11 protein-coding genes are annotated in these 14,188 nt (G+C 69.8%); 4 read left to right on the forward strand and 7 right to left on the reverse strand.

Annotated elements, in window-relative coordinates; all coding sequences use genetic code 11:
• Positions 1-57 precede the first annotated feature (57 nt).
• The 3 genes from pgsW to pgsB are packed head-to-tail and all read right to left on the reverse strand — an operon-like array spanning position 58 to position 2,842.
• A complete protein-coding gene (gene pgsW / locus IPL40_00885) occupies positions 58-1,200 on the reverse strand; it encodes a poly-gamma-glutamate system protein (GenBank protein ID MBK8479723.1) in 1,143 nt (380 codons plus the stop codon).
• Positions 1,197-1,640 carry a poly-gamma-glutamate biosynthesis protein PgsC gene (gene pgsC / locus IPL40_00890; GenBank protein MBK8479724.1) on the reverse strand — a complete coding sequence of 148 codons (444 nt, stop codon included), beginning with the start codon at positions 1,638-1,640 and terminating at the stop codon, positions 1,197-1,199. The genes pgsW and pgsC overlap by 4 nt, the downstream gene beginning before the upstream one ends.
• Before the next feature lie 2 nt (positions 1,641-1,642).
• Positions 1,643-2,842 (reverse strand): poly-gamma-glutamate synthase PgsB, encoded by a 1,200-nt coding sequence (gene pgsB / locus IPL40_00895; GenBank protein MBK8479725.1) that lies wholly within the window; start codon positions 2,840-2,842, stop codon positions 1,643-1,645.
• A 303-nt stretch (positions 2,843-3,145) separates the two neighbouring features.
• Between pgsB and IPL40_00900 the strand changes: the two genes are divergently transcribed.
• Both IPL40_00900 and IPL40_00905 read left to right on the forward strand, forming a co-directional pair.
• The gene (locus tag IPL40_00900; GenBank protein ID MBK8479726.1) at positions 3,146-4,294 is read left to right on the forward strand and encodes a triacylglycerol lipase; all 1,149 of its coding nucleotides are present in this window, start codon (positions 3,146-3,148) and stop codon (positions 4,292-4,294) included.
• A 195-nt stretch (positions 4,295-4,489) separates the two neighbouring features.
• The gene (locus IPL40_00905) at positions 4,490-5,851 is read left to right on the forward strand and encodes a TerC/Alx family metal homeostasis membrane protein (protein ID MBK8479727.1); all 1,362 of its coding nucleotides are present in this window, start codon (positions 4,490-4,492) and stop codon (positions 5,849-5,851) included.
• 16 nt (positions 5,852-5,867) lie between these two features.
• Here the strand turns inward: IPL40_00905 and IPL40_00910 are convergent, their stop codons facing one another.
• Together IPL40_00910 and IPL40_00915 are read right to left on the reverse strand one after the other, a co-directional pair.
• On the reverse strand, positions 5,868-6,356 hold the full coding sequence (locus IPL40_00910) for a peroxiredoxin (GenBank protein ID MBK8479728.1): 489 nt from the start codon (positions 6,354-6,356) through the stop codon (positions 5,868-5,870).
• 39 nt (positions 6,357-6,395) lie between these two features.
• A complete protein-coding gene (locus IPL40_00915) occupies positions 6,396-7,160 on the reverse strand; it encodes a fumarylacetoacetate hydrolase family protein (protein ID MBK8479729.1) in 765 nt (254 codons plus the stop codon).
• Between the two features lie 138 nt (positions 7,161-7,298).
• Between IPL40_00915 and IPL40_00920 the strand changes: the two genes are divergently transcribed.
• Complete coding sequence (locus tag IPL40_00920; protein ID MBK8479730.1) at positions 7,299-8,588, forward strand: GtrA family protein; 1,290 nt, start codon at positions 7,299-7,301, stop codon at positions 8,586-8,588.
• A gap of 1,257 nt (positions 8,589-9,845) precedes the next feature.
• Here the strand turns inward: IPL40_00920 and IPL40_00925 are convergent.
• Entirely contained in the window at positions 9,846-10,880 is a 1,035-nt protein-coding gene (locus IPL40_00925; GenBank protein MBK8479731.1) for an LptF/LptG family permease, read from the reverse strand.
• A gap of 229 nt (positions 10,881-11,109) precedes the next feature.
• Here IPL40_00925 and ahcY point away from each other — a divergent pair, with 229 nt between their 5' ends.
• Positions 11,110-12,366, forward strand: coding sequence for an adenosylhomocysteinase (gene ahcY, locus IPL40_00930; protein ID MBK8479732.1), 1,257 nt, complete (start codon positions 11,110-11,112; stop codon positions 12,364-12,366).
• Positions 12,367-12,582: 216 nt separating this feature from the next.
• Here ahcY and IPL40_00935 read toward each other — a convergent pair whose 3' ends face one another.
• On the reverse strand, positions 12,583-13,746 hold the full coding sequence (locus IPL40_00935; protein MBK8479733.1) for a methionine adenosyltransferase: 1,164 nt from the start codon (positions 13,744-13,746) through the stop codon (positions 12,583-12,585).
• Between the last annotated feature and the right edge of the window lie 442 nt (positions 13,747-14,188).

Here is a 14,188-nt window from a genome sequence, read left to right on the forward strand (position 1 = left end):
CGGGTCACGTCCGCTTGCACGCCGCGGACGCCCCGCGCGCTGGCGTGGCGGTCGCGCTCAGATCATCGGCTCGGGCCGCGCGGTTTCCGCCGCGTGGCTCTGGCCCGCGAGCAGGCGGTGGCCCCAGTCGAGGCGCAGAAAGCCGACGAGCAGGGCGACGATGGCGAGCAGGGCTCCGCCAGCCAACCAGGGATTATAGGCCTCGCGAAAGAAGGTCTTGCCCTGACCGACCGCTGGCAAGGACCGCGGCTGCAGCTCGAGTCCGTAGTCCTGCGCCAGCTTGCTGATCTTGCTCAGATGAATGACGGGGACGCCCTGCTGGACGAAGCGCGTCATCACCGAGTCGATTTGGGGGCCACGTGGCAGCCGGCGGTTGAGGCCCGGGCTGAAGAGGTCGCGACCGACGCGCGTGCCGACCGAGGTCGTGCCACCGCCGACGTTGACGTAGGCCTTGATCTCGGCGTCACCGGCGCGCTCCCGATAAAGTGCCATGCGCTGCGTCAGGCTGTCGTCGTAGTTGCGCACCTCGAGCAGCGGAAGGCCGTTGCGGGCGACCGCTCCCCGCACCAGATTGCGCCCGCGCTTCGAGAGGCCGAGCGCGCGATCGTCGATGCCCCCGGGCGAGGCGGCCGCGCTGCGATGGCTGAAGATGTGCCAGCGCAGCAGCGCCATCTCCATGTCGGGCCACATGAAGGTCGGCTGGTTCGCGCCCCATTGGGACGCGCCGGCGCTGGTGATCACCACCGGGGTGACGCGCAGCGTCTCGACGGCGGCGAGCACGGCGACGTTGAGCGCGGGGAACGATCCCGAGAACCCGAGGGCGACCGTATCACCGGCCTTGACGTTGGCGCGCAGCAGCAGCTCGACGACGACGGCGGCGAAGTTCGGGTTGATCGAGGTCTGCTTCGCCGTGAGGTGGCCGGTGTTGGTCGTCACGGGGGAAATGAGCTCGCCGATCAGGCCGGAGCGCGCCGGGTCGGTCTCGGCGTCGATCGGCAGCCCGCGCCGCAGGCGCTCCTCCTTCAGCGCCTTGAAGGCGCGCAGCGCCAGGCGCGCAGCTTGGAGCTTCTCGCCGTACCAGCGCTGCTTTTCGTGGACGCGCACGGTCTCCACGGCGCCGAGGGCCAGCCCGGCGACGGCCGCGATCAGCAGCAGCAGGCGCAGGGAGAGTCGTTGCGGCCGCCAGTAGAGCTTCTTCATCGTGCCAGCTCCGTGCCCACGGTCAGCACCAGAATCAGCCGCACCAGCACGACGACGATGGCGAGCGAGGCCAGGGTCTGCGGCACGGTCTGGCGGTCCATCCACACCGCCACCAAGCCCGGGATGACATAGCCGATCGCGCTCAGCTCATGTCCCCAGGCGCTCGACCAATAGTTGACCAGCATGCCGATGATGTAGCCGACGAGGATCATCAGCGCGGTTCGGCGGCGACCGTAGACCACGAGGAAGGTCGAGAGCAGGCGCACGATGCCGTAGGTGGCCAGCGCCACCGCCAGCGTGGTCAAGATGTGGAGCGGTCTCATGATGTAGAGCGCCATGTACCCGGGGACGATCAATCCACCGGAGGCGACGCCGAAGAGCTCGCTGCAGAGCAGCGAGACCGCCAAGCCGATGCCGACCGAAAGGGCGAGCAGCTCCATCGTCATCCCACCGCGCCGCGCAGCTGAGCACGATTGCCGAAGTAGCGGACCAGGGCCAACCCGTCGCCGCCGATGTTGGCCATGCCGACGATCAGGGTCGTCTCGCGGCAAAGGCCGATGATGGTCTCGAAGATCTCATCGACGCGTGGGTGCTCCGCGTAGACGAAGCGGCTCGCGTCGATCCCGCGCCCCGCGGCCATGCGCGCAAAGAGATACGCGCCGCTGCCCATCAGCGCCACGCGGTCGGCCTCGCGCCAGAAGTCCGTGTCGCAGGCGAGCTGCACGGTGCGGGAGGGGCGATCGGCGCGCAGGTTGAACAGCGCGACGGTTCGCTGGACGTCGGCGTGGCGCTGACGCACCAGGCGCCAGATGCGCTCGGTGGAGAGCGGGTCGTTGGCGGCGAAGGCGTTGACGAAGACGATGCGGCGGCCGAAGAAGTTGAGCTCGGCCTCGGTGAGCGCGCCGGGATCGGGGTCGGCGGCCCACATTCCCGCCAGCGCCGTTGCGCGTGGCACGCTGAGCTCGGCGAGCACCTTGAGGGCGAGGGCGACGTTCTCGCGGTGCTCCGTGTAGCTGAAGCGCGCGAGGTCGTCGGCGCCGACGGCCTCCAAGTCCTCGTCCTCGACCGTGACCAGGCGCGTGCCGCGATCGGCCGCGGCCTCGCGCAGGATCTGCAGGTGCTCGCGCTCGGCGGTGATCAGCACGCCGCCCACCGGGATCATCCCGGCCAGGGCCCGGCCGACGTCGGCGACGGTCGGCCCCATCACGTCGAGGTGGTCGGCCCTCACGTTGGTGATCACCCCGTGCGTCGCGCGCACCAGCTTATGCTCCGTCAGCCAGTGAAGCTCCGGTTGCAAGGCCATGCACTCCAGCACCAGGGCCTGGGCGCCAAGCGCATGCGCCGCGCTGACGATGCGGATCTGTTCGATGATGTTGGGGCCTGCCGGCCGGAAGACGGGCAGCTCCCGACCGTCGGGCAGGATCATCCGTGGCAAGGTGCCGGTGGTCTTGGCTGCCGTCGTGACGCCATGGTGACGCAGCCCGGCGGCGATGAGGCGCGTCAGGCTCGACTTGCCGCGCGTACCGCTGACGTGGATGCGGCAGGGAATGCGCGCCAACCGACGGCGGTGGGCCGCGCTCTCCCAAGCACCGAGGGAGATCAGGGCCGTCGCCGCCACACCGAGTAGCTCGACGCCAATCATGCGCGCGCTCCGGCGCCGTCCGGCGCGACGGGCGCGCTGCGCGGCGCTTGCTGCCTTGCTTCCATGGCGTCCGCCACCTCTATCCTCGGCGCGGTTGGCGTACCGCAGTGCCCCGAAGAAGTCGAGATCGACGCCGGCTCCGGAGCCGGGCGCGGCCCAGGGCTCCGGCCGGCTGGTCACGGCCCTGGCCACGCGCTGGCCAGGATCCTCGTCAAGCGGCCGCCTTGCGGCTACTCTACGCGCTCGCTGGCCGGGCCGACGCCGCGGTCGGGCGAAGGCGGGCCCAACGCCCAGAGAGCCTCAATGGCGGAAAAGCGTCATATCTTCCTCATCCCTGGGTTTTTCGGGTTCGCCAGCATTGGCGAAGTGCTCTATTTCGCCCACATCGTCGAGTTCCTCTCGGCCGCCTGCTACCGGCTCGGGCTGCGCGTCGAGATCCATCGGGTGCCGACGCATCCGACCGCTTCGATTCGCAAGCGCGCGGCCGCGCTGACCGAGGCGATCGCCAGCACCGGGGCGGCTCGCGGCGGCGGGATCGATCTCATCGGTCATTCGACAGGGGGACTCGATGCTCGACTGCTGGTGACGCCCAATGTCTCGTTGCCCACCGAGGTCGCGGTCGAGCCGATCGCCAGCCGCATTCGCAGCGTGATCACCGTCGCCGCCCCGCATCACGGCACGCCGCTCTCGAGCGTCTTCGGCACCCTCTTCGGCAAACCGCTGCTCCGGCTGCTCTCCCTCGCGACGCTCTATGTGCTGCGCTTTGGCCACCTGCCGACCTCCGTCGTGCTGCGGATGAGCGCGTTGGTCGTGCGTTTCGACGCTCGGATTGGTCTGACGCATAACGTCGCCGATCAGCTCTTCAACGAGTTGCTCGGTGATTTTTCGCCTGGTCGCCGCCTCGAGGTGCAGCGCTTCCTCGAGCAGGCCAGCCTGGATCAGGCGTTGATGGCCCAGGTGACGCCCGAGGGCGCCGACGTCTTCAATGCCGGCGCGGCCGACCGCGAGGGCGTGCGCTACGGATCGGTCGTGACGATGGCCCCGCGTCCGGGGCTACGCTCGGTCGTGCGCCAGCGCTTCGATCCCTATGCCCACCTCAGTCATGCGATCTTCTTCACGCTCTACCGCGCCAGTGCCGGTGCCAGCGGCCAGGCGCTGCCCGTGTTGACGGAGGCGCAGCGCGACCTGCTGCCGCGCGCCTTCGGCCGCCTGCCGCAGAGCAGCGATAACGATGGCGTCGTGCCGACGAGCTCGCAACTCTGGGGCGAGGTCATTCACGCCGCCGTCGCGGATCATCTCGATGTGATAGGTCATTTCGGCGACGCCCGCCGCGTCCCGCCGCATTACGACTGGCTGGCCAGCGGGTCGGGCTTTCGCCGCGAGCACTTCGAGCGCTTATGGACCGACGTGGCGTACTTCTTGGCGGATCGCGCCCGCCCGGCGCTGGCCTAGCAGCGCGGGACCGAAGCGGCCGCCTGGCTGTCAGCCGCTGACGTCAAGAAATCGAGTTGACGACCGCGCGCTCCCGTGACAAGCGGTCACGGCCGGAAGCGGGCCTCTGATCCGGCAACTTCGCGCATTGAACGCATTGAAGAGGGTGGCGTCGCGACGGGGCCGTCGCCTCGCGTCGGCGCCGAGGATCACGCGTTGACCATTTGGATCTGGGCCGGCTTTCTCCTCCTCGTGGCGCTCTTCGTGGCGCTCGACCTTGGTGTCTTTCATCGCGAGCCGCGCGTCGTTTCCACCACCGAGGCGCTGCTCTGGACCGCCGCCTGGGTCGGCGTCGCGCTCTGCTTCAACCTGTTGGTCTACGTCATCTACCAGCACCATTGGCTGGGGATGGGGCTGAGCGCCGGACAGGCGTGCAACGGGCGCCAAGCTGCCCTGATGTTTCTCACAGGCTACCTGATCGAGAAGAGCCTCAGCCTCGATAACATCTTCATCATCGCGCTGCTCTTCTCCTACTTTCGCGTGCCGCTGCGGCTCCAGCACCGCGTGCTCTTCTGGGGGGTGCTCGGCGCCGTGGTCATGCGCGCGGCGATGATCGGCACGGGGGCGGCGCTGATCGCGCGCTTCAGCTGGACGATCTATCTCTTTGGCGGTCTCCTGCTCTTCACCGCGGCCAAGATGTTGGTGGTGCGGCAAGATAACATCGATCCCGAGCGCAACTTGCTGGTTCGCGCGGCGCGGCGACTGTTTCCAGTCTGTGGTTCTGTCGACGACGGGCGCTTCTTCGTGCGCGGCCCCGGCGGCGGTCGCGCGGTGACGCCGCTCTTCTTGGTGCTGGTCCTGGTCGAGAGCTCCGACGTCGTCTTTGCGGTCGATTCGGTGCCGGCCATCTTCGCGGTCACCCGCGATCCCTTCCTGGTTTTCACCTCGAACGTCTTCGCGATCCTCGGTTTACGCTCGCTTTACTTTGCGCTGGCCGCGATTCTCGACCGCTTTCGCTATCTCAAGACCAGCCTCGTCTTCTTGCTCGCTTTCGTCGGGGTGAAGATGCTGCTATCGCATCATTATCCGCTGCCGACCGCGGTCTCGCTGGCGGTCATCGTCGGCATTCTGGCCGTCGGGATCGGGGCCTCACTGCTCGAGCATCGGCGGATCGCGGCGGTGGGGCTCCTCCACTCGATGGCCGAGATGGGTCGCGCGAATGCGGCGCTGCGGCAGCTTCGTCGGGTGGTGGTGGCGGTGATGGGCGGGACGGTGATTCTCACCGGCGTGGCGATGCTGGTGCTGCCCGGGCCGGGGATGGTCGTGATTTTGGTGGGGCTCAGCCTGCTGGCCACGGAGTTCGTCTGGGCGCGCCGACTCTTGCGCAAGGCCGAGGAGCAGGGACGCTCGTGGGTCGGCAAGATCGAAGCCCGCCGACGGCGGCGGACCAGCCAACGGGCTGGCGATTCAGCGGCCGCCGAGCCCACGAATCCAGATGCACTAGTCGATGCACCATGCGATGCACCAGTCGAGGATGCGCACCCTGACCCGAACCCAAGCCGTCCGCCGGGCGGGTAGGCCCGTTGAGCGCGGATCAGGCGCGGGTCCGCCGTAGCGCGGCAAGCTGCTCGCGGACCTGCTCGGCGTGGCCAGCGGCCTTGACCTTCTTCCAGTGGTAGGCCACCCGGCCCTGCGGATCGATCAGCACCGTCGAGCGCAGCACGCCGACCGACGTGCGCCCATAGCGGTTCTTTTCGCCCCAGGCCCCGTAGCGCGCGAGCACGGCATGCTCGGGGTCGCTGAGCAGATCGATGGCCAGCGCGTGCTTGGCGATGAAGCGCTGGTGGCTGGGCGCGTCGTCCGGACTGCAGCCGAGGACAAGGGCATCGAGCGCGGTGAAGGCGGCCAGCCCGCCGGTGAAGTCGCAGGCCTCGACGGTGCAGCCCGGTGTGTCGTCTTTGGGATAGAAGTAGAGGACGACCCACCGACCTCGCAGCGCCGCGAGGCTAACCGGCTCGTCGCGTTGATTTGGCAGCGTGAAGTCCGGTGCGGGCTCGCCAATCGTGACGCTTGTCTGGCTCATTGCTGGTCCTCCGCGGCGACTGAGCGCGGCCGAGAAAGGCTAGGTCGGCTCGGCCACCACGGGGTTGCGTAGCACGCCGAGACCCTCGATTTCCACCTCGACCACCGATCCCACCTGGGCCTGGCCCACGCCCGGCGGCGTGCCCGTCGTCAACACGTCCCCCGGCAGCATCGTCATTACCCGCGTCACGGTGGCGATCAGCCGCGGGAGCGCGAAGATCATGTCGGCCACGGCGCCACGCTGGCGCAGCTCGCCGTCGACCCGCGTCGTGATCGTCAGCCCCGCGGGGTCGAGGCCGCTGACCAGCCAGGGGCCGAGCGGAGCGAAGGTGTCGAAGCCCTTGGCGCGCGTGTACTGCCCGTCGCGCCGCTGCAGGTCGCGTACGGTGACGTCATTGCAGCAGCAGTAACCCGCGACCACCGTCCAGGCCTCGGCCTCGCTGATGTGGCGCGCGCGGCGCGAGAAGACCAGCGCCAGCTCGCCCTCGTAGTCCACGCGCTCGAAGTCGGCGGGCCGGACGATCGGCTGCCCGCTGGCGATCACGGCGGTCGAGGGCTTGAGAAAGAGCAGCGGCTCCTCGGGCGGGGCCTTGCCCATCTCGCGCGCGTGGGCGTGGTAGTTCAGGCCGACGCCGACGATCTTGCTCGCTTCGGTCGGTGGCAGCAGCTCGACCTCCTCCAGCCGCCGCGCCGGCGGGCCATCGAGCGGCTCGAGCCTGCCCTCCGCGTGGAGGCGCGCGCGGCCAGTCTGCCCGCGGTAGCGGTAGCGTACGAGCCGCTCGATGCCTCGCTCTCCCGCGCTCATCGTCGTCGTCGCCACCTCGTGGCGGCGACCATAACACGCCCGCGAAGCACCCTCGGCGCTCGCGCCCTGCTCTGGCGCGGCGAATCGCAGTATCATCCGCGGCGTTTCGGCGCCCCGACGGCGCCCTGAGTGAGGCACATGCAAGAGCTGATCGATCTGCTACGCGGGCCGCTTTCACCCACGGTGCGCATCTGGAGCGCCGCGGCGCCAGCGCTGGTGGTGGTCGGGTATTTTGTGCTCGGCCTGCTGGTCTATGTCGTGCGCGGGCGCAAGCACGGCGCCTTTCGCGACGCCGAGCTCGCTGGCCGCGGCTCGAGCGTGCTGATCGGCATGGCGGTGCGGCACTACTTCGCCTGGGTCACGCAGCCGATCTGGCTGCTGCTGCGCGCCTACAAGGTGCCGGCGATGGCGCTGACGACGCTCTCGGCGCTGCTGGCGACGGCAGCCGCCCTCTCCGTGGCGGTCGGTCGTTTCGCCCTCGGCGGGTGGATTTATGTCGCTGCAGGGCTCTGCGATTTCTTTGACGGTCGGGTCGCGCGCGCCAGCGGCACGGCGGGGCCATGGGGTGCGGCGCTCGACTCCGTGCTCGACCGCTACAGCGATACCGCGCTGCTCCTCGGCCTGGCCTGGTACTACCGTCAGAGCTGGGTCCTGCTGCCGGTAGAGCTGCTGATCCTTGGCACCTTTCTCGTGCCCTATGTCCGGGCACGCGGCGAGGGGCTGGGTGTCAGCGTCACCGTCGGCTTGATGCAGCGCCCCGAGCGCATGCTCTACCTCGGCGTGGCGATCGCGCTCAGCCCGATCCTCGAGGCGCTGCACGACCCGCGGGTCGCGCACCCGCCGCACATCCTCGCCGCGTTGGCGATCACGGTGATCGGCCTGACCACCTTGGTGACGGCCGGACAGCGTTTCGTGTTCTTGCTGCGCGCGCTCTCCGCGGGGCGGGCTCGCCTGCTGCGCTTCCAGGGTGATGACGCCGCGCGCGTCTTGCCGCTGCTGCGCTTCACGCTCTACTCGACCCTGGCCACGATCGCCGACATCGTCGTCGTGCTTGCCTTGGTCGGCCGCGCGGGCTGGTCCCCTTGGGGGGCGACGATGGCCGGGTGCGTGTTCGGTGGCCTGGTCAACGTCACGGTCAACCGCTACCTGGCCTTCGGTGGCCGCGCGCTCGCGCCGCAGCGCTCGGTGCGTTACGGCTTCGTCAGCGCCAGCAGCGCGCTGCTCAATGGCGGCGGCGTGGCGCTGCTGCTCAGCCTGCCGGGTCTCGACTACCGCCTGGCCTGGGCGTTGAGCCGCTTCGCCGTGCTGCTGGCTTGGAACTACCCGCTGAGCCGCGACTACCTCTTTGCGCTGGGGAGGGGCGCGGAGGCCGAGGCAGCGGCCGCCGGCGGCTCCGCCGCAGGCGGCAGCGAAGGCGAGCCGCTCTAGCGCGGCGGGGACGCGGCCAGAGCCCCCTGCCCGGCCAGCCCCGGCCGCGCGCACGCCAGGCTGGGCCCCTCGCTGCAGGTCAGAGCACCTCGACACCGCTGCCGGGAACGGAAGCGCTGGCGAAGCCGCTGGTGGCGCGCGCGCGCGGTTGCGGGGCACCGGCCAGCGGCGCGGACGGGCGGCTGGAGAAGGCCTGATTGGCGGCCGACGCCAGGGGTCCGTGACCGGTGATCTCGGGCGTCGATCGATGAGGCGATCGCGCCACGGGCGATTGACTTGAGCCCTGCGACAGCCGCGGCTCGCCGGCCGTCGGCGTCCGGCCCGAAGCTCGGCCAGCGCTGCTGCGACTCGCCAGGACGACCCTCGCGTGGCGTGTGTTCGCCCCATCGGAAAGCCCCTGGGAAAGCTCGCCGGAAAGACTGGCGACCAGAGCCCCGGCGGCCTCGCGCTCGCGCTCGGCTTGGCCGTGGGCTCGCGAGTTCTCACGGGTGCTCCTCGCCACGCGATCCTGGGCCGCACTGAACTCCTTGCGGGCCACCCGCAAGGCGCTCTGGACCAAGCGCGGGGGGAGGCTGCGTCGCAGCATGGCGCCCACCAGCGCTCGGGCGAGCGGCTGGACGCTCCTGGTCGGAGCCGTCCTTCCGCCGCTGGGCCACTTCCGTTCGTGTTGTAGCGACGAGGCGGAGTTCCCTGTCGCCGGGCGTCGGGCCGTGCGCCCTGTCCTCGGCTCGCGCTGCTCCGCGCTCGACGCGCGCCTCTCCGGCGCCCGGAGTGCCTTGCCGGTCAGCGCCTGGAGGGCCAGCGTACCCAGGCCTCGTTGGCTGGCTCCGACCCTTCGAGATGCCGACGCGCTCGAGGTGGAATGCGAAGGCGAGCTTCGGCCAAGCGTTGGCCTTCGGAGCATCCAGCGTGCGCGCGCGCGCTCGAGGACCTGGTTGCGGTAGGTCTCTGAGGGGCTCTGCCGCCTGCTGGTCGTTCGTGGCGTGGGTGTCGGCGCTTCAGCGTTGCGCCCAAGAGCTGTTGCGACGGCGCTGAGGATGGGCCCCCCGGCGGCCGGTGCCGATGCCGTCAGCAGGAGCGCGGCCAGGACCACGCCGCTGAGGCGCGCGGCGCGGGGCCCGGCGGCGCGCGATCGAAGCTGGAACCGGAAGCTCACGGGGGAGCCGAATTGCACGACTCGTGCCGGACTGTAAGTGTAATGCTATTAGTAGCTTGATCGGCTGGCTGGGTGGCGGGCGCCGACGCCTGGTGGCGGCCCTAGGCAGGCTGCCGCGAACGGGACGGGCGTCGTTTGCGACCCCAGCTGGCACTGGCCACCGCCACCAGTCCCAGGCCCAGAACCGGTCCCCAGGCGGCCGCCACGGGGCCGATGACGAGGGTGCGACCGAGCAACCAGCCCCCCGCCACGGCGATCCAGCTCAGCCCCAGCCACGCCAGCGCGCCGCCGAGCGAGGAGGCGAGGCTCGGCCGGCCGACGCCGGTGACCAGCGCCGCTGCCGCGCCCGCCAGCACGACGCAGAGCCACGGATAGGCCAGGCGCGTGTGCAGCACCAGGGTCGTCAGGGTCGGGTCGTGGCCGGCCCGCGATGCAGCGCGGCGCTGACGCAGCAGCGCGGGTGTCGAGAGCGCCTCGGGACGCTGGCGCAGCCAGCGCTCGAGGTCCCGGGCCTCGGCCCAGGGGGCTGGCTCGGCGCCTGCCCTCTGCGCCCCGGGCTCCAGCGGACCGCTGAGGTGCCCCGCCGCGCTCACGCGCCAGGCCCTCAGCACCGGTGGCGCCTCGGCGCGAGGCGAGTGCGTCACCCGTCGCGCGGCGAACACCCAGCCCCCAGGCAGCGTCAGCCAGCGCGTGGGCGGCGAGCTCACGCCGGTGAGCGAGGAGACCAGGGCTTCCCCTGCGACCAGATCGGCCCGCCGCTCGCAAAGGGGCACGACCCACTCGGTCACCACGACGCAGAGCAGCGTGGCCAGCAGGCCGGTGATCAGCAGCGGTACGGCGAGCTGCCGTCGGCTGGCACCAAGCGCGGCGACTGCCTCGAGCTCGCCTCGCTGCTGCGCCGAGCTGAGGGCGATCACCAGGCCGAGCAGCACCGCGGCGGGCGCGAGCTGGACGGCCGCCAGCGGCAGATGCCAGACCATCAGGCGCAGCGCCTCGTTCCATCCAAGCATGGCCGCGGCCCGCCGGCCCTGATCGCCGACCGAGCAGGCCAGATAGACCCAGACCAGCGCTGCCAGCGTCAGCGCGGCTCCCAGCAGGGAGCGCCGCAGCAAGTAGGTGGTAAGCACACGCGACATCGACAGGCCCCCTGCGACGCTGCGGCCGGCCGGCAAGCTGACGTCAGTCCTGGGAGCCAGCCCGAGGGCGCCCAGCTAACCCGCTACACAGCCGAGGCGCCCAGCTTGACGGCGGCGCCCTGCCGGAATACTCCTTGGCCGCGCGCAGCGCAATCAGCGCGAAGGGGCCGCAGTGGCTGGCCGGCGCACGACATCGCGGCATCCTTGCCGCCGCCTCAGGGAGGACGCCATGCAGCAGAAGGTCGCAAATCTCAGTCTTGCCGATGCGGGTCGCTCGAAGATTGAATGGGCCGAGGCCCGGATGCCCGTGATGATGGCGCTGCGCCGTCAGTATGGCGAGTCCAAGCCGCTCAGCGGCATGCGCATCGCTGGCTGCCTACACGTGACCAAGGAGACGGCGGTGCTCGTGCGCACGCTGGGCGCGGCCGGGGCCGAGGTCAGCTGGAGCGGCTGCAATCCGCTCTCGACGCAGGACGAGGTCGCCGCCGCGCTCGCCGCCGAGGGCACCTCGATCTACGCCTGGCATGGCATGAGCACCGAGGAGTTCTATTGGTGCATCGACAAGACGCTCGAGTTCAAGCCGACCCTGACGCTCGACGACGGTGCGGATCTGATCTTCCGCGTGCACCACAAGTATCCCGAGCTGGCCAAGGGCATCGTTGGCGGCACCGAGGAGACGACCACCGGCGTCCATCGCCTACGCGCGATGGCGGCTGATGGGGCCCTGCGCTATCCGGTTTACGCGGTCAATGATGCCGAGACGAAGTGGGACTTCGACAACGTCTATGGCACTGGCCAGAGCTCGCTCGACGGCATCCTGCGCGCGACGAGCGTGCTGATCGCCGGCAAGAACTTCGTCGTCGCTGGTTTTGGCCACTGCGGGCGCGGCTGCGCGATGCGCGCGCGCGGCATGGGCGCCAACGTCATCGTCACGGAGATCAAGCCGACGGCGGCGCTCAAGGCCGTGCTCGAAGGCTACCGCGTGCTGCCGATGGACGAGGCGGCCAAGCTCGGCGATATCTTCATCACGGCCACCGGGATGAAGGATGTCATCGTCAGCCGGCACTTCGCTTCAATGCGCGACGGGGCGATCGTCTGCAACACCGGTCACTACGACTGTGAGATCAACCTCAAGGATCTCTCGCAGCTCGCGGGCAGCCGCGTGCGTGAGCTGCGCCCCAACTGCGACGAGCATCTGCTCGCTGACGGTCGTCGCATCTATGTGCTGGCGAAGGGCCGGTTGGTCAATCTCGCCGCCGCCGAGGGGCACCCCTCCGAGGTGATGGATATGTCCTTCGCCAACCAATTCCTCGCGCTCAAGGCGCTGGCCGAGAGCAAGGGCAGTTTGGAGGCGAAGGTCTACGATCTGCCGGCGGCGCAGGACCAGCAGCTCGCCTCGATCAAGCTCGACACGATGGGTCTGGCGATCGACGCGCTAACGCCGGCCCAGGTCAAGTACCTCGACGCCTACGCCGAGGGCACCTAGAGACCCGAGCGGCGGGCCCCTCCGCCCCCCGAGCGCCCAGCGAGCGCGCTGGCGCTCGGCCTCTCATCGGGCGCGTCATCGGGCGCGTCCGTCATCGGGCGCGTCATCGGGCGCGTCCGTCATCGGGCGCGTCATCGGGCGCGTCATCCGACGTCATCCGGCGCTATTCGAGGTTATTCGAGGTCTGCGGTGATCCGCAGAGCCGAGCGGCCACTGCTAGCGCAGCGCGTCCTTGAGGGCTTCGACCTTATCCGTGCGCTCCCAGCTGAAGTCCGCCTCGTTGCGGCCGAAGTGGCCATAGGCGGCGGTCTGGCGGTAGATCGGACGCAGCAGGTTGAGGTGTTCGACGATCGCTCGGGGACGGCAGTCGAAGACCCGGCGCACGGCGATCGCCAAGCGATCCTCGTCGACCCGACCGGTGCCGAAGGTGTCGACGAGGATCGACACCGGCTCCGCCACGCCGATCGCGTAGGCCAACTGCACCTCGACGTCACGCGCCATCCCGGTGGCCACGATGTTCTTGGCGATGTAGCGCGCGTAGTAGGCCGCGGAGCGGTCAACCTTGCTGGGATCCTTGCCGGAGAAGGCGCCCCCACCGTGGCGACCCCAGCCGCCGTAGGTGTCGACGATGATCTTGCGGCCGGTCAATCCCGAGTCGCCCTGCGGGCCGCCGACGACGAAGCGTCCGGTCGGATTGATGAAGAACTTGGTGTCCTTGGTGACCAGCGCGCGCGGCACGACCTGATCGACCACCTCGTCCATCACGGCCTCGCGGAGCTGCTCGTAACCGACGTCCTCGCTGTGCTGCGTGGAGACGACGATGGCGTCGACGCTGCGCGGTAGCCCATCTTCGTAGCGCACACTGACCTGGCTCTTGCCGTCCGGTCGCAGCCAGTCGAGCGTGCCTCGCTTGCGCACCTCGCTCAGGCGGCGCGTCAGGCGGTGCGCCAGCACGATCGGCAGCGGCATCAGCTCCTCGGTCTGGTCACAGGCGAAGCCGAACATCATGCCCTGATCGCCGGCCCCCTGATCCTGCTTGGTGTAGACGCCATGGCCGTCGACGCCGCGGGCGATGTCGGGGCTCTGGGCCTCGATCGCGGTCAGCACGCTGCAGGTGTCGGCATCGAAACCCATGGCGCTGCTGGTGTACCCGATCTCGCGGATCGCCTGGCGCGCGATGCGTGGGAAGTCGACCTGAGCGCTGGTGGTCAGCTCGCCAGCGAGCAGGACGAGCCCCGTCTTGACGAGGGTCTCACAGGCCACGCGACCGGTTGGATCCTGCGCCAGCACGGAATCCAGGACGGCGTCGGAGATCTGATCGCAGATCTTGTCGGGGTGTCCTTCGGTCACGGACTCTGAGGTGAATAGCATCGTTCCCATGGTCAGGGCTCCCTTCGTCCCAGCGCGACCGAACGCTCTCGGCGCCGCCGCGGCGGCATAATAAAGACGCCCTCGCGGCTGGTGTCAATGCTGCGCAGCGTCGAACCTGCGCAAGCCGCTGAGCAGCGGTGCTGCGCCTCGTGCAGCGGCTTGCGCGCTCGCTGGCGCGAGGGCGCCGCGCGCGCTTGCGGGCGGAAGAGAAGCCGACCGCCGCCGCGCGCCGCGCGCCCAGCCGAGCTGAGGCAGATCGCGATTTGGCGCGCCGTGGGGTGGGGCCCCGAGGAAACCCGCGCGTAGGGGTGTAGGACGGGGTGCTAGGACGGGGTGCTGAGGTCGCGACCTCGGTCATCAAAAGACGCAGACGGCAGGGCCGTTGGTGGTCTTCGCGACCCAGACCTCCGCCCGCGGCGCCATGGCTCGCGCCCGGAGGGATCAGAGCAGT

The sequence above is a fragment of the Pseudomonadota bacterium genome, assembly GCA_016711215.1.
In the GTDB taxonomy this organism is placed as follows: Bacteria; Myxococcota_A; Polyangia.